Source organism: Actinocatenispora sera, assembly GCF_018324685.1.
In the GTDB taxonomy this organism is placed as follows: Bacteria; Actinomycetota; Actinomycetes; order Mycobacteriales; family Micromonosporaceae; genus Actinocatenispora; species Actinocatenispora sera.
The window spans coordinates 3,591,128-3,610,392 of the sequence record NZ_AP023354.1; the positions used below are offsets into that span (position 1 = coordinate 3,591,128).

The following is a 19,265-nucleotide window of genomic DNA, read 5'->3' on the forward strand; positions in this document are numbered from 1 at the left end:
GACCCGGTGGCTGGTGCTACCGGGCGGCCTGCGCGTCGCTTGCCGGCGGGTGGCCTACCCACGATGGTTCGCGGCGCTTGAACCTGGGTAACACTCCGCAGTCGCTGCTGGCCAGCCTCTGCGCGTCTTTCATGGCGTAACCCACAGTGATCATGAAACTGCTGGGTTGACAAGTCCGGCGTGCGTTACGGAACCGCCCAGTCACGCCGAGTCGTGTTGTCACGGCGGCGTGCGGAGCACACCGGTACGCGAGCCTGCCTCACAACTCCCGTGCCCGTTTCAGCACTCTCGGTAATCATGCTGCGGCTCGGGCAGTCGTTTGCCCGCCCGTCTGCGGGGTTGCCCGCGGCGCAGACACGCAACCGGAGCCGCCGCGGCCGCAGCCGTGTGAGCCGGCTCACTCAATCGTCGGCGGCCGCGTCCACCGTCACGGTGATTGCGGGCGGCTCGGCCAGCCGCCGCTCCACCACCGCCGCCAGCGGCGACGTCGGAGCCCGCCGCCGACCCCGCCGCAGCGACCGCTGCGCCTCCCGCCGGTCCCCGGCCGTCGCCGCCGCGATCGCGGCTATCAACTCGGCCTCGCCGGCGTCGTACTGGTTGATCGACCAGCGGATCGCCTGCTGGCAGAACTGGAGAGCCAGGTCGGTGTCCCGGTCGTACAGCGCGAACAGCGCCAGGACGACCGCCGCGAAGTCGCGTCGCAGCGTGAACGCGACAGCGGGGCAAAGCTCGCGGGCCCGAGCGGCCGCTTCCGGCGCCACCGGCTGGTCGGCGAGCACGGCAAGCCCGGTGTACAGGCAGAAGGAACCGCGGGCCATCATGTCGTCGATGCCGACGACATCGAGGTGGGCGGCGGCCGCGGCGCTGGCGGCGGCGTACTCGCCCCGGTGGTACCGGATCGCGATGCGCACCAGGGCGGCGTCGCGCTCGGATATGTTGTCCGCCAACGCATCCAGCGAGACCTGCATCGCCTCGTGGTCGCCGCGCGACTCCGCCCGGCTGAGCCGCTGGGCGGTGGCCCGGCCGGCCTTGGCGACCGCCCACTTCGTGGGTGCGAAGCGACGCGGGCGCCACAGGGCGATCCGGGTCGGCAGCTGCGACGGCACGTTCAGCTGGCCACCCCACAGCACGAGCCAGCCGAAGACGAACAGTGCGATGGTGGCCGCCGGGCGCAGCCAGGGCACCGGGATCGGCCCGACCGACCGGTCGAAGTTCAGTAGTTGCCACAGGACCCAGACCATCGCCGCGGTACTGGCCAGCGCGGGGACGAAGGCGAGCAGCCAGCGACGTGCCGTGGCCACCCCGCCGCGTGGTTGGTTGAAGCCGAACCGGATCGGCAGCGGGATCGTCCGCAGCAGCACGGCGTACCGCCCGATCAGCCAGCGACCGCGAATCCGCCCGGTACCGATGTCCAGGACCGCCACGTCCAGGCCAGCGAGCAATCCGCCGATCAGCGTGGTGCACAAAAAGCCCAGCTGCACCATCGCGACGCACGCCACGCCACGCAGCAGTACCGGTCCGTCGAGCCAGTGATCGCCGAGGCTTCCGTTCCACCACAGCACGCTGACGAGCAGGGCGAGGACGAGGTTGATTTTGGGCGGAATGCGGCGGGGCAACCGCAGAGGTGGGGGCACGGCGTGATCGTAGGGATGTGCCGATCGTCCGGGACTCGGCCGAACGGCCGATTCCCGCCGGTGTGACCTGACCTGCGCCGGGCCGCGCCGAGCGCGCGGCGGGCGGCGGTGCGTGCCATGCTCGTCGGGTGAGTGCACCGACCCTGAACCAGCCCGTACCGGCCAGCCCCCGACGGGGCTGCCCGGGCCGCTGCGGCTCGGCCCGTACGAGCTGCCCGCACCGGTGGTGCTGGCGCCGATGGCCGGCATCACCAACGTGGCGTTCCGGGCGCTGTGCGCCGAGCACGGCGGCGGGCTGTACGAGTGCGAGATGGTCACCACCCGCGCGCTGGTCGAACGGAACCCCAAGACGCTGCGCATGATCGAGTTCGGCGCGACCGAGCGCCCGCGCAGCCTCCAGCTGTACGGGGTGGACCCGCGGGTCACCGCGGACGCGGTGCGGATGGTGGTGGGCGAGGGGCTCGCCGATCACATCGACCTGAACTTCGGCTGCCCGGTACCGAAGGTGACCCGCAAGGGCGGCGGCTCGGCGCTGCCGTGGCGCCGCCGGCTGTTCGAGGCGATCGTGCGCGGGGCGGTCGAGGCGGCCGCGCCGGCCGGGGTGCCGGTGACGGTGAAGCTGCGCCGCGGCATCGACGACGAGCACCTCACCTTCCTGGACGCGGGGCGGATCGCGCAGGACGCCGGCGTCGCCTGGGTGGCGTTGCACGGGCGGACGGCCGCACAGCGCTACTCCGGTACCGCCGACTGGGCGTCGATCGCCGAGCTGAAGGGCGCGCTGTCGGTGCCGGTGCTCGGCAACGGCGACATCTGGGAGGCCGACGACGCGCTGCGGATGGTGCGCCAGACCGGCTGCGACGGCGTGGTCGTCGGCCGCGGCTGCCTCGGCCGGCCGTGGCTGTTCGCCGACCTGGCCACGGCGTTCGCCGGTGGCACCGGCCGGGTGCTGCCGACCCTGGGCGAGGTGGCCGCGACGATGCGCCGGCACGCGGTACTGCTGGGCGAGTGGCTCGGATCGGAGCGGGACGGCTGCGTCGACTTCCGCAAGCACGTCGCCTGGTACCTCAAGGGGTTCCCGGTGGGCAGCGCGCTGCGGCGCGCCCTGGCGATGTCCTCGTCGCTGTCCGAGCTGGACGGCCTGCTCGCGCAGCTGGACCCGACCGAACCGTTCCCGGTGGCGGAGCTGGGCAAGCCGCGTGGCCGCACCTCGGCGCCGGGCCGGGTGGTGCTGCCCGAGGGCTGGCTGGCCGACCGGGACGCGCTGACCGTCCCGTCCGCGGCGGAACTCGACGTCTCGGGCGGCTGAGCCGGGCCGACCGGAAGGCCGTGATACCCGTGCCACGAGGACCGCGGCGCACGATTCCCGCACCGTTGCTGGACGTGTCGTTCGGCGGGTCGTTCTCCGCCGGCGACGCGTACACCGCCGCCACCGGTGAGACGATGGCCGGTGCGCTGACCCGCCGTACCGGTGCCGAGTCGATCGACGCGGAGCACGGTGCCGTGCTGCACGGCGGCGCGGACGGGCTGGCCTTCGTGCCGGCCGCGCCGGTCAGCGGCGGCCGCCTGCAGCGTCCCTTCGTCGTCGAGGCCGCCTTCACTGCGATCGTCGTCGAGGCCGCCGTCACTTCGACCGGCCGCCAGGGATCGCCGGCGACGGTGCTCGCGGTCGGCGGTGCCCTGTTCGCCCGCTACGCCGGAAACCAGCTGCAGTACGGGTTCTCGGTGCTCGCCGGCGGCGGCCGGACCGACGTGAGCCGTACCGTGGCCGCGCCGGCGGCGGGCGGGCCGCACGTGCTGTCGCTCGCGTACGAGCCGGGCGACGGTGGGGCGACGCTGCACGCGTTCCTGGACGGCGACCGGCTGCCGGATGCGGTGAGTACGGCCGGGGCGGCGAGCTGGGCGCCCGGTGCGCCGGGGAGCACCGTGAGCCTCGGCAGCGAGGTCAGCCCCGGTGGGGCCGGCGGCCTGGCCGGGTCGGTGCGCCGGGTCCGCCTCGCCGCCCTCCCCGGACCGTTCACGGCCGCGGACCTTGCGCTGCAACGCTTCCGGCCGGCCGCGACTCGGGCCGGCGCCGACGCCGGCCCCGCCGCGCGCGGCACGGCCCCGCGCGCGGCGGCGAAGTACGCGCCGGCGCAGCGGCTGGCGATCACGCCGGGGGAGCCCCTGAACTCCTTGGTGGCCAAGGCATCCGCGCTGCGGCCGTCGCAGCGGCAACTGGACTGGCAGCGGCTGGGCCGGACCGCGTTCCTGCACTTCGGCATGAACACCTTCACCGGCCAGGAGTGGGGTACGGGCACCGAGGATCCGGACCTGTTCGCGCCGCGGGACCTGGACACCGACCAGTGGGCGAGGACGTTGCGGGACAGCGGGTTCGAGCTCGCGATCCTGGTGGTCAAGCACCACGACGGTTTCGTGCTCTACCCGTCGCGCCACACCGGGCACAGCGTCGCGTCGAGTGCCTGGCGCGGTGGCGCCGGTGACGTGCTGCGCGAGTTCGTGAACTCGATGCACTCCCACGGCCTCAAGGCCGGCGTCTACCTGTCGCCGGCGGATGAGAACCAGTACCACGACGGGGTGTACGCCAACGGCAGCGCGCGGACCAGGCGGACGATCCCGACCCTGGTGGACGGGGACGACCGGGCGGCCCGGGTCGCCGACGGCAGCCTGCCCACCTTCCACCTCACCGCCGACGACTACGGCACCTACATGCTCGACCAGCTGTACGAGGTGCTGACCGAGTACGGCCCGATCGACCAGGTGTGGTTCGACGGCGCGCCGGGGCGGATCCCGCCGGACGCGGTCGAGCCGTACGACTTCGCCAGCTGGTACTCGCTGATCCGGTCGCTGGCGCCGCGCGCGGTGATCTCGGTGACCGGCCCGGACGTGCGCTGGGTCGGCAACGAGAACGGCGTCGCCCGGCAGAACGAGTGGAGCGTGTTGCCGACCGTCACCCGCGCCGACGGTGCGCCGGACTACGCGCTCGGATTCGCCGCGCCGGACCAGGGCAGCGATGCCGCGCTGCTCGCCGGCCGGGACGCCGGCGCCACCGAGCTGTCCTGGTGGCCGGCGGAGTGCGACGTGTCGCTGCGCGACGGCTGGTTCTTCCATCCCGACCAGGCGCCGAAGTCGGTGGCGCGGCTGGTGGACCTCCACCACCGGTCGGTCGGCCGCAACGCGGTGCTGCTGTTCAACGTGCCTCCGGACACCGATGGCCGGATCAATGCCGCGGACGGGACCCGGCTCGCCGAGTGGCAGGCGGAACTGCACCGGCTGATGCCGGCCGACCTGGCCCGCGGCGCCCGGGTGACCGGCGACGGCAGCTCGCCCGGCGCCGTGGTCGACGGCAGGGACGGCAGCGACTGGACCGCGCCCGGGCCGGACACCGGCACGCTCACCCTCACCCTGCCCGCCGCCACCAGGATCGAGCGGGTGGTGCTGGCCGAGGACCTCCGGCACGGCCAGCAGCTGGTGCGGGCGGTACTGGAGGAACCCGACGGCGCAGGCGGCTGGTCCGCGGTCGCCACCGTCGGCACGGTCGGCGCGCGGCGCATCGTCGTACTCGACCGGCCGATCGACACCGACGCGATACGGCTGCGCGTCCTCGGCTCCCGGGCCGCCGTGCACCTGCACCGGATCAGCCTGTACTGCGCCGAATCCTGACCTTCGTCCACCATGGACAGCACGGCGAACGGCGTGGCCCGGCACGAGCGGCGGTGAGTCCAGCACCCGCTGCGTGGCCGCGTCGCACCAGGGGTACCGGCGGCGTCGACACGGCCGCTGGCAGCTAGCTTGAGTTTTAACCTTGGTGGGCGGTGTGGGGCACCCTGGTTGATCATGGAAGCAGCCCTTGGTTGATCATTCCTCTTGCGACAGTAGGAAGATCAACAGCAAGGGCTGCGGTGATCAGTGTGCCTCAACCATATCGTCGGGTCGTCGGCGGGCAGTTGAGCCGGTTCCGGCGGGACTTTTATGCGTGTTTGACGTCCCGGGCCGATGGCCTGTTCGAGGCGTGTGACGCCTTGTTGTGTGTCGATGGGCCGGTGCGGTCGTTGCCGGAGTTGTCGCTGGCCGGAGTCCACCGCCGTGGTCACGGTGGTCTGTATGGCGCGCTGGCGGCTGGCCGTATCGACTCCGATCGGTTGCGGCAAGCGATGTTGGGGTGCACGTTGCCGCGGGCGGGTGATGGGCGGATCGTGCTGGCGGTGGACGTGACGTGTTGGTTGCGGCCCGAGGCACATACCAGTCCCGGCCGGATGATGTGTCATACCTACGGTCGTGGCAAGGATCAGCACATCGGGGTGCCGGGCTGGCCGTGGTCGGTGGTGGTGGCGTTGGAGACCGGACGGTCGTCATGGACCGCGCCGTTGGACGCGGTCCGGTTGGCTCCGGGTGAGGACGCGGCGGCCGTGACCGCTTACCAGCTACGGCGGGTCGTGACCGGCCTGATCGAGGCAGGGCATTGGGATGCCGGTGATCCGGAGATCCTGATCGTGGCCGACGCCGGCTACGACGGTCCCCGCCTGTCGTTCGTGCTGGCCGATCTGCCGGTGCGGGTGCTGGTGCGGATGCGTTCCGACCGGGTCCTACGCCGAGCGGCTCTGTCTGATCGTCGGCATACGGTGGGCCGGCCGTGCCGGCACGGCAGCGAGTTCGTGTTCGGCCAGACGGCAACCTGGGGCGAGCCCGATGTCCAGATCTCCACCGACACCAGGCATTACGGGCCGGCGCGTATCCGTGCTTGGGACCGTCTGCATCCGCGGTTGACGCACCGCACCGCCTGGGCCGCGCATACCGGCGATCTGCCGGTGCTGGAAGGCACCGTCATCCGCCTCGACGTCGAGAGGCTGCCCTCGGGCGCGATCCCGAAACCGGTGTGGCTGTGGCATTCGGCCACCGACCTGGACCCTGGGCAGGTCGACCTGGCATGGCAGGCGTTCCTGCGCCGCTTCGACATCGAGCACACCTTCCGCATGCTCAAACAGACCCTGGGCTGGACCTGCCCGAAACTACGCGACCCGGCCGCGGCCGAACGCTGGACATGGCTGGTGCTGGCCGCCTACACCCAACTACGCCTCGCACGAAACGTCGCGGCGGACCTGCGTCGGCCGTGGGAGAAACCCCTCCCGCCACAGCGGGTGACCCCGGCACGCCTCCGGCGAGGGTTTCGATACCTGCACCCGCGGCTGCCTCCTCTAGCGGCTGCGCCGAAACTCTGCCGGCCCGGGCCAGGACGCCCAGCCGGGCACCCCAACCAACGGCCAGCCGCCCGCCATGACGTGCACACGGCGTCCAGACCGGACCGACCCAAACCGCATCGCCACAAACCTAAGAAGCCGTCGGCCACGCCACGACCCCGACGAACAGGTTAAAACTCAAGCTAGGGTCTGTTTCGCAAGTCCCGCGTGCCGGCTGCGGCGGCCCCGTTTGCCCGCTCGCGGCGTTGTCGCACAGCCCGTGTGCAAGCCCGGCACACGAACTGCCCTCCGCCTTGCGAGCAGACAAACGGCACTCGCCTCGCTCGGCCGGGGACTCCGAAACAGACCCTAGCCGGCCTGCTCTGCGGCGGCGAGTTCGGCCTTGCGGACGCGGCGGTGCTCGATCGCGTTGAGGGCGGCGAGCGCGGCGGCGAGCAGTACCAGCGCGGCGAGCGCGGGCAGGAACGGCGCGATCGGCAGCAGCGCCAGTACCACCCCGGCGGCGGCGAGCCGGGTCGTCGACACGAGCCGGAACATCTGCCAGCGGGTGTAGCCGAACGTGGCGAGATACAGCGCGGCGCCGCCGTACAGCAGTCCGGTCACCGCCCAGTTCAGGTGCTCGCCGGGGTGGGCGACCGCCTCCCGCATACCGACGGCCGCCGCGATGATGGCGCCGACGAACGACAGGTGCGCGTACGACAGCACGTGCCGGGCGACGTCGTTCTGCACCTGCGCGGTGGCCATCGAGAACCGCATCGCGTCCTGCGCGTACTGGAAGTAGACCCACCACAACCCGCAACTGAGCGCGAACGCGGCGGCCACCGCCCCCAGCACGCCGGCCGACAGCTCGTGCTCGGCGGCCGCCGGCGCGCCGATCGCGACCACCGACTCGCCCAGCGCGATCAGGACCAGCAGCCCGAACCGCTCGGTCAGGTGCGGCGCGTCGAAGTGCAGCGCGCGCAGCCGGGCGCGGGTGAGCGTCGGCGCGGCCAGGTCGATCACCGCGGCGATCGCCCACAGCGCGAGCCGGGCCGGACCGTCCAGCGCTCCGCCGATCACCAGCAGCGGACCGGAGACCACCGCCGCGATCAGGAACGGCGGGTTGGATCTCCGGCCGCGACCGGCGAACGCGATGCCGGCCAGCAGCAACCGGCCGACCCAGTACGAGGTGGCGAACAGCAGGCCGCGCTCGCCGTACGCCGCCGGTACCGCAAGCGCCATGAACAGGCCGGTCAGCCCCACCGCGAACAGCGCCAGCCGGTACCTGATCGGGCCCAGATCGCGCAGGTTCGCCTGCATCGACGCGCCCACCCAGGTCCAGTACAGGGGGACGAACACGGTCAGGGCGCGCAGCACGCCGAACCACGAATGGTGTTCGTGCACCAGCTCCGAGACCTCGGTGATGGCGAACACGAACACCAGATCGAAGAACAGTTCGGCCCAGCTGACCCGCTTTTCGGGTTGTGCTTCGGTCACGCGGACAACCTACCGACCCCGGCCCAGCTGCCATGCCGTCGTCACTCGCCGTGCCGGTCGGCGCCGTTTCGCGGTTTCCTGTCGCCTTCCGCTCCGTCGGCGGTACGGCCGGTCCCACCGCCGCCGACCGCCGCCCCGGGCACGCCGGCTTCGGTGGCCGTCTCGGCTTCGGTGGCCGCGCCGGCCTCGTCGGGATCGGCCGCGGCCGCGAGCAGCCGGGTGCCGAGGTCGCGGACCAGCTCGCGCAGTTCGGCCGGCCGGTCGACGGTGAACGGCGCGTCCAACCCGGCGAGTACGGCGGGGAGCCAGTCCAGCCGCTCGGCGCGCAGCTCGACCCGTACCCAACCGTCATCGGCCGGGTGCAGGACCGCGAGCGAGGCGGGCAACCGGGTACGGATCCGCTCGACCGGCGCGCGCACCCGCAGCGACACCCGGTACCGCCAGGGCGTGCGGGCGAGCGTGGCCGTCACGTGAGCGGCCGGATCGAACGCGTCCGGAACCTCGAACCGGCCGGGCAGCACCCGGGGTGCGTCGATCCGGTCCAGCCGGAACGTGCGCAGCGCGCCGCTGGCCGAGTCCGGCCCGGTCAGGTACCACCGGCCGCCGAGCGCGACGATCCCGTACGGCTGGACGGTGCGCCGGCCGGTCCGGCCGTCGCGTGCGGTGTAGCCGATCTCGACCGGCTGCCGGTCCCGGGCCGCAGCCGCGAGCACCAGCAGCACCTCGGTCCCGGGTGGCGTCGCGGTGGGTGGCGGGGCGAGGTCCGCGGTGTCGCGCAGGGCGGCGAGCCGGTCGGCGAGCTGCGCCGGCAGGACCCGGTGCAGCTTGGCCGCGGCGCTCTCGGCGGCCGGCGCGGCGGCGTGCCGGCCGGTGAGCAGGCCCAGCAGTACGGCGAGCGCCTCGTCGTCGGTGAACATCAGCGGCGGCAGCCGGTACCCCGGCGACAACCGGTACCCGCCGTAGCGGCCGCGGATGGACCGGACCGGGATGCCGAGGTCGACCAGGTGCGCCGCATAGCGGCGGACGGTGCGCTCGTCGACGCCGAGGCGCGTAGCCAGCTCGCGGACGGTACGGGTGCCGCCGGCCTGCAGGATCTCCAGCAGCGCGAGCACGCGTGCCGTCGGTCGGGTCACACCGCCTCCAATACCGGGCGGAAGCTGTCCGGTATCGATCCTAGCCTTCCTGCCAGCGCAAACACGAGAGGGAGCAGCACCATGAACCTGGTTTCGATCCGGATCATCACCGCCGACATGGCCCGGCTGGTCGCGTTCTACGAACTGGTCACCGGCGTGGCCGCCGACTGGGCCACCTCGGACTTCGCCGAACTGCGTACCGCGGCGGGGACCCTTGCCCTCGGCAGTACCCGCACGGTGCCGCTGTTCGCCCCGGGGTCCGCCGAACCGGCGGCGAACCGTACGGCGATCGTCGAGTTCCTGGTCGACGACGTGGACGCGCAGTACCGCCGGCTCGCGGGCGTGTTGACCGACGTGGTGGCCGAGCCGACCACGATGCCGTGGGGCAACCGGTCGCTGCTGTTTCGTGACCCCGACGGCAACCTGGTCAACCTCTTCACCCCGGTCACCGAGCAGGCCATCGCCCGGTTTTCCCGCTGATCGCACCCGCGCCGCGGTTCGGCATACGTTTGCCGAAAGGGGGCATCGGGCGAAATAACGTTTGCCCAATTGTTCGCCTCGTTCTCGGCATACGTTTTCCCATTTCTTGATCGCTTTTCGAGGCGTCGCCGCGTGCGCGTTCGTGCGCGGACAAACGAGATCCCGCACCAGGTGGATCAGTGGTTGGCCGGCCGACGTGCAAAGTGTCACGATGGCATTCAGAAGTCGGGTGAACATTCGTTAACCTGCGGGCAGACACATCCACTTCAGGCGCGGCGACGGCTGCGACCTTGCGAGAGGGGCCGGCGTGACGAAGTACGTGTACGACTTCGCCGAGGGCAACAAGGACCTCAAGGACCTGCTGGGCGGCAAGGGCGCGAACCTGGCCGAGATGACCAACATCGGGTTGCCGGTGCCACCCGGGTTCACCATCACCACCGAGGCCTGCCGGGCCTACCTGGTCGACGGCGCCGAGCCGGACGGGTTGCGCGCCGAGGTCGCCGACCACCTGGCCAGGCTGGAGGCGGGCATCGGCCGCCGGCTCGGCGACCCGGCCGACCCGCTGCTGGTGTCGGTGCGGTCCGGCGCGAAGTTCTCCATGCCGGGAATGATGGAGACGGTGCTCAATGTGGGGCTCAACGACGAATCGGTGCACGGCCTGGCCGCCCAATCCGGCAGCGAACGGTTCGCCTGGGATTCCTACCGGCGCCTGATCCAGATGTTCGGCAAGATCGTGCTGGGCATCGATCCGGAGCGTTTCGACGACGCGCTGGAGGACAAGAAGCGCGCCCGCGGTTCCGATTCCGACCTGGATCTGACCACCGACGATTTCCGTACCCTGGTGACCGCATACAAAAAGATCGTGCGAGACGCGACCGGCCGTGACTTTCCGCAGGATCCCGCCGAACAAATGAGTCAGGCGGTTCGTGCGGTGTTCGACTCCTGGAACGCCGAACGTGCCATTCTGTACCGCCGGCAGGAGCGCATCCCGGCCGACCTCGGTACCGCGGTCAACATCGTCGCGATGGTGTTCGGAAACCTCGGCATGGACTCCGGTACCGGCGTCGCGTTCACCCGGGATCCGGCGTCCGGCGCGCAGGGCATCTACGGCGACTACCTGCAGAACGCGCAGGGCGAGGACGTGGTGGCCGGCATCCGCAACACCGTGCCGCTGCAACAGCTCGCCGAGATCGACCGCGCGTCCTACGACCAGCTGCTCGAGATCATGGCCACGCTCGAACGGCACTACCGCGACCTGTGCGACATCGAGTTCACCATCGAACGCGGCAAGCTGTGGATGCTGCAGACCCGGGTCGGCAAGCGCACCGCCGCCGCCGCGTACGTGATCGCCAACCAGCTCGTCGACGAGGGCATGATCGACCTGGACGAGGCGGTACGCCGGGTCAACGGCGCCCAGCTCGCCCAGCTGATGTTCCCCCGCTTCGACACCGAGGCGAAGAAGGAACGCATCGCGCGCGGCATGAACGCCTCGCCCGGCGCCGCCGTCGGCAAGGTCGTGTTCGACTCGTACACCGCGGTGAAGTGGTCCCGGTCGGGGGAGAAGGTCATCCTGGTCCGGCGTGAGACCAACCCGGACGACCTGAACGGCATGATCGCCGCCGAGGGCATCCTGACCAGCCGCGGCGGCAAGACCTCGCACGCCGCGGTGGTGGCCCGCGGGATGGGCAAGACCTGCGTGTGCGGCGCCGAGGAGCTCGACGTCGACACCAAGGGCCGCCGGCTGACCACCCGGGACGGCCTGGTCGTCGAGGAGGGCGACGTGCTGTCCATCGACGGCTCGAACGGCATGGTCTACCGCGGCGAGGTGCCGGTGGTGTCCTCCCCGGTGGTCGAGTACTTCGAGGGCCGGCAGGAGACGACCGCCGTCGAGTCCGACGTACTGGTCAAGGCGGTGCACCGGATCATGACCCGGGCCGACGAGGTGCGCTGCCTGGGCGTGCGCGCCAACGCCGACACCCCCGAGGACGCCGCCCGGGCCCGCCGGTTCGGGGCGCAGGGCGTCGGGTTGTGCCGGACCGAGCACATGTTCCTCGGGGACCGCCGGCAGCACGTCGAGCGGCTGATCCTGGCCGACACCGAGACCGAACGCGAGTCCGCGCTCGCGGCGCTGCTGCCGCTGCAGCGCGAGGACTTCGTGGGCATCTTCACCGCGATGAACGGGCTGCCGGTCACGGTGCGGCTGCTCGACCCGCCGCTGCACGAGTTCCTGCCCGACATCACCGAGCTGTCGGTACGGGTCGCGCTCGCCGAGGCCCGCGGCGACGCCAACGAGAACGACCTGCGGCTGCTCCAGGCGGTACACAAGCTGCACGAGCAGAACCCGATGTTGGGGCTGCGCGGGGTGCGGTTGGGCCTGGTCATCCCCGGCCTGTTCACCATGCAGGTACGGGCGATCGCCGAGGCCGCCGCGCAGTGCCGGGCAGCCGGCGGCAACCCACACGCGGAGATCATGATCCCGCTGGTCGGTACGGTGCAGGAGCTGGAGATCATCCGGGCGGAGGCCGAGGAGGTGCTGGCCGAGGTGTCCCGCGAGTCCGGCGCGGACCTGCACTGCCTGATCGGCACCATGATCGAGCTGCCGCGCGCCGCGCTGACCGCCGGGCAGATCGCCGGCGCCGCCGAGTTCTTCTCCTTCGGTACCAACGATCTGACCCAGACGGTGTGGGGCTTCTCCCGGGACGACGTGGAGGCGGCGTTCTTCTCCGCCTACCTGGAGAAGGGCATCTTCGGGGTGTCGCCGTTCGAGACGCTCGACACCGACGGCGTCGGCCGGCTGGTCCGGCTGGCCACCGAGGAGGGCCGCGCCGCCCGGCCGGAGCTGAAGGTCGGCGTCTGCGGCGAGCACGGCGGCGACCCCGACTCGGTGCACTTCTTCCACCAGGTCGGGCTGGACTACGTGTCCTGCTCGCCGTTCCGGGTACCGGTGGCGCGGCTGGAAGCCGGCCGCGCCGCGCTGCAGAGCAGCGACTCCGACACCCGCTGACCCGAGCCGGGTTTCCGAACCCGGCGGAACGCGCTCTGCCCGACGAACCGGGCGCCACCCACGGCGCCCGGTTCGTCGCCCGTTCGCCGTACCCGCTCGACGAGCGAATCCGCGGGTCAGCCGGCAGAATGAGGCGTTATGTCTAGCAGGCGCGAGCAGAGCGCGGCCGACTCGAACGGCTCGGGCGCGGTTCGAGGGCGGGCACGATGAGCATCGACATGGCCGACGCGTACATCGCCGAGGGGCTGGCCGCCGACACCGCCGGCTGGGACTTCGACCGGTTCGCCAGCCGGATGAGCACCACCCCGCCGCCCTGGCGGTACGGCCGGCTCGTGGACGCCGCGGTCGACGCCGGCACGGACACCCTGCTCGACCTCGGTACCGGCGGCGGCGAGTGGCTGTCCGGCTGGCTGTCCGGCCGCCCCGCCGACCGGCAGCCGCGCCGGGTGCTCGCGATCGAGTGCTGGCCGCCGAACGTCCCGGTCGCCGCCCGCCGGCTGGCCCGGCACGGGGTGCTCGTGGTGGCCGCGGACGGCGCACAGGACAACGTCGAGCAGGGGCCGGCGGACCGGTCCGGCCGGTTGCCGCTGGCCGACCGCAGCGTCGACGTGGTCATCAACCGGCACGAGTCGTACCGGGCCTCCGAGGTGGCGCGGGTGCTGCGGCCGGGCGGCACGTTCCTGACCCAGCAGGTCGCGTGCGGCGAGAGCGACCTGCACCGGCTGCTCGACCTGCCGGAGCCGGAGGCCGGTGACTGGACCCTGCGGTACGCGGTGAACCAGGCCGCCGAGGGCGGGCTCACCGTGCTCGACGGTGGGGTCGGCACCGACGTCACCGCCTACCACGATGTCGCACCGCTGGCCTGGTACCTGCGCCAGGTGCCGTGGGCGGTGCCGGGCTTCGACCCGGCCCGCGACGCCGAGCGGCTGCGCGCGGTGCAGCACCGCATCGACGCCGACGGGCCGGCCGAGGTCCGCCGCCAGCATTTCTGGTTCCGCGCGACCCGCCGCGCCACGTGACGCCGGTCGCCCGGACCGGTCGCGTCCCCCGGCGGGTGCCGGTGGACTCGTCCGCCGGTAGCGCCGACCCTCGGTGAACCGGAATCGAACCGGCGTGCACGTCGCAGTTTGCCGGTGTTCCCGGCAGCCCGGACAATCCTCAAGCGGGGCTCAAGATTTGGCCACCGAGCTTTCCGATCCGACGGTACAGCGGCTAAATTCTGCGTACCGCGGCGATCGGGGGACCGCCGGGTGACTGTGACTCGTCGAGTAGACGCGCTGCGGGGTGGTCTGCTCACGACTGTTTACGGAGCGTTTATGTACCTGGGTTGGTTCACTCCTCTGCCGGCGCGGCTGCGCTCCGATTCGGCGACAAGATCGGATTTGTACGGCGCGGAGTGACGCGGCGGAGGCCTCACGCTCGGTGATCGTGGCGCAGGGTGCGACACCGTATGACCGAGGGGTCACGGCGCCGGGCCGCTCGCGCACGATCGGCGGGAAATCGTGTCCAGGAATTGGCACCGGACCGGAAATCCACCGGCGCTGCGAGTGCATGACCGTGCCGCCCACCCACCATTCTTTTCCATTGTTTCGGTCCGCTGTGTCGTGGCCATTGGCGGGCCGCCGCACGCAGGACCAGCCGAACGTTGAAGGGAGTCTGCGTTGCAGGGACTCACCGCGATCCTGTTCCCGGATCAGGGCGCGTACCGGCCCGGTGCGCTGACCGCGCTGCGACAGCGGTCCGCGGCGTCCGCGTGGGCGCTGGAGCGGATCTCCGTCGCCGCCGAGGGGCGGCTCGACCCGCTGCTCAGCGACGATCCGGGCCGCTCCGCGGGCGAGTTGGCCGACGCCGATCCCGGTCTGCTGCAACTCGCCATCTTCGCCGCGTCCGTCGCCACCTGGGCGGCGAACGAGGGCGGCGTGCCCGCCGGGTCGGTGATGTTGGGCCACGGCCTCGGCGAGATCGCCGCACTGACCTGCGCCGGCGGGTACTCGGTCGCGGACGGTACCCGCATCGTGCTGGCCCGCAACGAGGCACTGGCGCAGCTCGGCCCCTGGCGTGGTGGGATGGTCGCGCTCAGCCTCGACGCGAGCCGCGCGGCGGCGGCGATCCGGCTGGTCGACGACCCGACGCTGGCCGTCGCCTCGATGAACGCGCCGACGCAGACCGTGATCTCCGGCTCCGATCTCGCCCTGTCCAAGCTGGCCGACCTGGCCCGCGGCATCGACGTGGACTGCACCCGGCTGGAGGCGCCCTACGCGCTGCACGGCCCGCTGATGGCACGCGCGGTCGAGCCGTTCCAGGCCGAGCTGGCCGGCATCCGGCCCGGCCCGTTGCTGCACCGGGTGTACTCGCCGTTGCTCGGACGCTACGTGCTGGACAACGACGACCTGGGCGGACTGCTGGTCGAGCAGTTCCTGTCCCCGGTGAACCTGCTCGGCGCGATCCAGGACCTGTCGATCCACGGCGTCCGCAACTACATCGAGTGCGGCGTCGGCCGGACCACCATCGGCCTGGCCCGCCAGTGCATCCCGGTGGCGCACGCGAGCACCTGGGACGACGAGGCGCCGGTCGCGACCGACGAGGCGCCGGCCGGCGGCGCCGGTGGCGGCAGCCTGGCGGTCGCCCCGCCCAGCACGCTGCTCGACGGCGCCGCCACCGGGCGGCCCGAGCGGGTCGACGCGTCCGCGGCCGGTGCCGTCGACACGGCGGTACGCCGGGCCTCCGGCACACCGCTCGCCCCGGTCCTCGCGCCCCCGGCGCGGGGCGGCGCGCCGTTCCCCACGGCCGGCCGGTTCACCGCCGGACCGGTGCCGGGCTCGATCTGCCTGCCCGCCCGCTGACCACCTGTCCGGCCGGTTCGTCCCCCCGTGCGGCCGGCCGGACAGGTGCCCAACCGGCACGGCGTCAGGCAATGCCGGTCAGGCGCAGCAGCGCGGTGACGGCGACCGCGGCGCCGACCACGACCAGGAACGGGGCGCGCAGCAGCAACGCGACACCGGCGGCGGCGAGCCCGGCCAGCCGGGCATCGACGGTCAACTGACCGCTGTCGGTGGTGAGGGTCTGCACCGCCGTCAGCGCGGCGAGCAGCGCCACCGGCAGCAGCGCCGCACCGCGCCGTACCCAGGGGCGTTCCAGCACGCCGGCCGGCACGGACAGGCCGAGGATCTTCCAGCCGAAGCAGCCGGCCGCCATCCCGAGGATCGCCAGCCACACCAGCAGGTCGTGGCTCATCGGACCTCCTCCCCGGATCCCTGTGCCGCGACCGGGGCGCCGCGGTCGGGCCGGCGGCCGGCGAGCAGCACCAGCGGTACGGCGGGGGTGGCGAGCAGGATCGGTACCCCGGACGGCAGGTACGGGCTGGTCGCCAGCGCGAGGACCACCGCGACGCCGGCCACCCAGTACCGCTCGCGGGCACCGCGCAGTTGCGGGACGAGCAGCGCGAGGAAGCAGGCGGGCCCGGCCACGTCCAGCCCGTACCGGGACGGGTCGCCGAGAGCGGTGGCGCCCACGGCGCCGGCCAGCGTGGTGGCGTTCCACAGCACGAACAGGGTCGCCGCGGTGGCGGAGAAGCCGAGCCGGGCCGACCGGCGGTCCGGCTGCGCCAGCGTCACCGCGGTCGTCTCGTCGATGACGAACTGCGCCGCGGCGAGCCGCTGCCGGGTCCGGGTCAGGCCGAGCAGCGGGCCGACGCGCAGCCCGTACAGCGCGTTGCGGGAGCCGAGCAGCAGCGCACCGACCGCGCCGGGTAGCGGGTTGCCGCCCGCGGCCACCGCCGCCACCAGCGCGAACTGCGACGCGCCGGTGAACGCGAGCAGGCTCAGCACGCCGGCCTGCGCCACGCTCAGCCCGCCGGCCACCGCGGTACCGCCGAACGCCACGCCGGACACGCCCACCGCGATGCCGACACCGAGCGAGTCACGCAGCACCGCCCGGCGCGGCCGGGTCGGGCTCTCACACACCGTCACGCGACCACGCTACGAGCCCACCCCGCCCCGGGTCTTGTACGTTCCTGCGCCGCGCGGACGAGGCAGCACCGCGCGGACCAGGCTGCACCGCGCGGACCAGGCTGCACCGCGCGGACGAGGCAGCGCCGCCGGTGCGGATCAGCCCGCGTGCTGCCGCCGGTAGGCGCCCGGCGGGACGCCGACGATGCGGCGGAAGTGCCGGGTCAGGTGCGCCTGGTCGACGAACCCGACGGTGGCGGCGACCTCGGCCGGCGTGGCGCCGCCGTCCAGCAGCCGGCGCGCCACGCCGACCCGGTGCTGGGTGAGAAACGCATGCGGCGGCAGCCCGAAATGCGACCGGAAGGTGCGGGTTAGCGCGAACGGCCCGGTACCGACCTGGGCAGCCAGCTCGTCCAGGCTCGGCGGTGCGGCGATCCGGTCGAGCAGCAGGTCACGGGCGCGTACCGCGAGATGGGCGTTGCGCCGGGCCGGGGTGGCCAGCGTCGGCCGGCGCCCGGCGTAGCGGGTCAGCAGCCCGGCGAACAGCTCGCGCGTGAGCTCGGAGGCGGCCAGCGCGTCGCCGGTCTCGGCCGCCTGGTGCGCGGACAGCAGCAACCGGGCCAGCTGCGGGTCGTCCACCACCGGCTCGGGAAACCACGGCGTGCCGGGCGGCAGCCGCAGCTCGTCGGCGACCGACCGCAGCGCCGGTACCGACGGGTAGAGCACGCGGTAGGCCCAGCCTCCCGGCACGCCGGGTTCACCGGTGTGCACGGTGTCCGGGTTGACCAGCCCGATGCCGCCGGCACCCGCGCGCACCACGTCGCCGCGGTACCACCACTGCTCGACGCCGTCCCGGATCAGCGCGATGGCGTACGCGTCGTGCGTGTGCCGGGCGTACCGGTGGTCGACGAACCGGGCCCGCAGCAGGTCGACGTCCGGCAGCGCCGGATGCCGCCAGAACCGCGCCGTCTCCCCCGCCCCCATACGCAAACGGTACGAGCCCCGGCGCCGCCCTGGCCAGCCGGTTCCCACCGCCGGCCGACCGCGGGGGCTCCGAAACAGACCCTAGGCTGGCGGCATGACCGACGTCGATGGGTACGCCGCGGCGGGCTACGAGCCGGCCGCGATGGCCCGGTACGCGGAGGAGCCGCCGAAGGACAGCGGCGCGGCGCGCAGCCCGTTCGCCCGGGACCGGGCCCGGATTCTGCACAGCGCGGCGTTTCGCCGGCTCGCCGCGAAGACCCAGGTGCACCAGGCCGGCCCGGCGCCGGCCGGGGTGGACGACTTCCCGCGGACCCGGCTGACGCACTCGCTGGAGGTCGCGCAGATCGCCCGGGAGATGGGGCAGCGGCTCGGCTGCGACGCCGACGTGGTCGACTCCGCCGGCCTGGCGCACGACCTGGGACACCCGCCGTTCGGGCACAACGGTGAGGCCGCGCTGGACGAGCTGGCGCGCGGCTGCGGCGGCTTCGAGGGCAACGCGCAGACGCTGCGGGTGGTGACCCGGCTGGAGGTCAAGGTGGTCGACGGCGCCGGCGCCTCGGTCGGCCTCAACCTGACCCGGGCCACCCTGGACGCGGCCGGCAAGTACCCGTGGCCACGCGGCGGTGCGCCCGACGGCGGCGGCAAGTTCGGCGTGTACGCCGACGACCGGCCGGTGTTCGACTGGCTGCGGGCCGGCGCGCCGGACCGGCGGCCCTGCCTGGAAGCGCAGGTGATGGACTGGGCCGACGACGTCGCCTACTCGGTGCACGACATCGAGGACGGCGTGCACGGCGGGTACCTGCGGCCCGAGCTGCTGGCCGACCCGGACGAACGGGCCGCGCTGTGCCAGCTGGTCGCGGCGGAGTACTCGACCGAGAAGCCGGTCGATCTGGCCGGCGTGCTGGCCGAGTTGCTCACCGACCCGGTGGTGGCCCCGCTGTCGGGCTACGACGGCGGGCCGGGCGCGACGATCGCGCTGAAGCGGGCGGCGTCGGCGCTGATCGGCCGGTTCGTCGACGCCGCGGTCGGCGAGACGCGCTGCCGGTACGGCACCGGGCCGCTGCGCCGGTACGCGGCGGAGCTGGTGGTACCGCGGCGTACCCGCGCCGAGTGCGCGCTGCTGAAGGGGATGGCCTGGCGCTACGTGCTGGCCCGGCCGGACGCCGCCCGCCGGTACCAGCGGCAGCGGGAGCTGCTGCACGACCTGGTCACCGAACTCGTGGTGCGCGCCCCGGACGCGCTGGACGCGCTGTTCGCGCCGCGGTGGCGGGCGGCGGTCGACGACGCGGCCCGGCTGCGGGTGGTGATCGACCAGGTGGCGAGCCTCACCGACACGTCCGCGGTGGCCTGGTACCACCGCCTCACCGGCAGCCCCACCATCGCCCTCTGACGAGCGGCGCCGGTCCGGATCG

At 72.9% G+C, this 19,265-nt stretch carries 14 protein-coding genes; 8 read left to right on the forward strand and 6 right to left on the reverse strand.

The features are described 5' to 3' along the window. Positions 1-401: 401 nt before the first annotated feature. Entirely contained in the window at positions 402-1,634 is a 1,233-nt protein-coding gene (locus tag Asera_RS17165) for a hypothetical protein (RefSeq protein ID WP_157035255.1), read from the reverse strand. 178 nt (positions 1,635-1,812) lie between these two features. Here Asera_RS17165 and dusB point away from each other — a divergent pair, with 178 nt between their 5' ends. From dusB to Asera_RS17180, 3 genes are all read left to right on the forward strand, one after another. Beyond that, on the forward strand, positions 1,813-2,940 hold the full coding sequence (gene dusB / locus Asera_RS17170) for a tRNA dihydrouridine synthase DusB (RefSeq protein ID WP_030450021.1): 1,128 nt from the start codon (positions 1,813-1,815) through the stop codon (positions 2,938-2,940). A 29-nt stretch (positions 2,941-2,969) separates the two neighbouring features. After that, complete coding sequence (locus Asera_RS17175; protein ID WP_211255826.1) at positions 2,970-5,294, forward strand: alpha-L-fucosidase; 2,325 nt, start codon at positions 2,970-2,972, stop codon at positions 5,292-5,294. Positions 5,295-5,533: 239 nt separating this feature from the next. After that, positions 5,534-7,003 carry an NF041680 family putative transposase gene (locus tag Asera_RS17180; protein ID WP_030450043.1) on the forward strand — a complete coding sequence of 490 codons (1,470 nt, stop codon included), beginning with the start codon at positions 5,534-5,536 and terminating at the stop codon, positions 7,001-7,003. A gap of 174 nt (positions 7,004-7,177) precedes the next feature. On the opposite strand, the gene Asera_RS17185 is transcribed toward Asera_RS17180, so the two are convergent. Beyond that, positions 7,178-8,305 carry a low temperature requirement protein A gene (locus Asera_RS17185; RefSeq protein WP_030448306.1) on the reverse strand — a complete coding sequence of 376 codons (1,128 nt, stop codon included), beginning with the start codon at positions 8,303-8,305 and terminating at the stop codon, positions 7,178-7,180. Positions 8,306-8,346: 41 nt separating this feature from the next. After that, positions 8,347-9,438 (reverse strand): helix-turn-helix transcriptional regulator, encoded by a 1,092-nt coding sequence (locus Asera_RS17190; RefSeq protein WP_084132356.1) that lies wholly within the window; start codon positions 9,436-9,438, stop codon positions 8,347-8,349. Positions 9,439-9,519: 81 nt separating this feature from the next. On the opposite strand from Asera_RS17190, the gene Asera_RS17195 reads away from it, so the two are divergent. The 4 genes from Asera_RS17195 to Asera_RS17210 all read left to right on the forward strand — a co-directional run bounded on the left by Asera_RS17195 (position 9,520) and on the right by Asera_RS17210 (position 15,765). Continuing rightward, positions 9,520-9,918 carry a VOC family protein gene (locus Asera_RS17195; protein WP_030448304.1) on the forward strand — a complete coding sequence of 133 codons (399 nt, stop codon included), beginning with the start codon at positions 9,520-9,522 and terminating at the stop codon, positions 9,916-9,918. A 307-nt stretch (positions 9,919-10,225) separates the two neighbouring features. Beyond that, complete coding sequence (ppdK, locus tag Asera_RS17200) at positions 10,226-12,922, forward strand: pyruvate, phosphate dikinase (protein ID WP_030448303.1); 2,697 nt, start codon at positions 10,226-10,228, stop codon at positions 12,920-12,922. A gap of 206 nt (positions 12,923-13,128) precedes the next feature. Next, entirely contained in the window at positions 13,129-13,941 is an 813-nt protein-coding gene (locus Asera_RS17205; protein WP_051802712.1) for a class I SAM-dependent methyltransferase, read from the forward strand. Between the two features lie 642 nt (positions 13,942-14,583). Beyond that, positions 14,584-15,765 (forward strand): ACP S-malonyltransferase, encoded by a 1,182-nt coding sequence (locus Asera_RS17210; protein WP_051802711.1) that lies wholly within the window; start codon positions 14,584-14,586, stop codon positions 15,763-15,765. A 64-nt stretch (positions 15,766-15,829) separates the two neighbouring features. Here Asera_RS17210 and Asera_RS17215 read toward each other — a convergent pair whose 3' ends face one another. From Asera_RS17215 to Asera_RS17225, 3 genes are all read right to left on the reverse strand, one after another. After that, positions 15,830-16,156 (reverse strand): AzlD domain-containing protein, encoded by a 327-nt coding sequence (locus Asera_RS17215; protein ID WP_244843919.1) that lies wholly within the window; start codon positions 16,154-16,156, stop codon positions 15,830-15,832. Then, positions 16,153-16,890 carry an AzlC family ABC transporter permease gene (locus tag Asera_RS17220; protein ID WP_051802710.1) on the reverse strand — a complete coding sequence of 246 codons (738 nt, stop codon included), beginning with the start codon at positions 16,888-16,890 and terminating at the stop codon, positions 16,153-16,155. Before Asera_RS17220 ends, Asera_RS17215 begins: the two co-directional genes overlap by 4 nt. 138 nt (positions 16,891-17,028) lie before the next feature. Next, the gene (locus Asera_RS17225) at positions 17,029-17,853 is read right to left on the reverse strand and encodes an AraC family transcriptional regulator (RefSeq protein WP_030448298.1); all 825 of its coding nucleotides are present in this window, start codon (positions 17,851-17,853) and stop codon (positions 17,029-17,031) included. Positions 17,854-17,947: 94 nt separating this feature from the next. On the opposite strand from Asera_RS17225, the gene Asera_RS17230 reads away from it, so the two are divergent. Then, positions 17,948-19,243 (forward strand): deoxyguanosinetriphosphate triphosphohydrolase, encoded by a 1,296-nt coding sequence (locus Asera_RS17230; RefSeq protein ID WP_084132354.1) that lies wholly within the window; start codon positions 17,948-17,950, stop codon positions 19,241-19,243. The last annotated feature ends 22 nt before the right edge of the window (positions 19,244-19,265 follow it).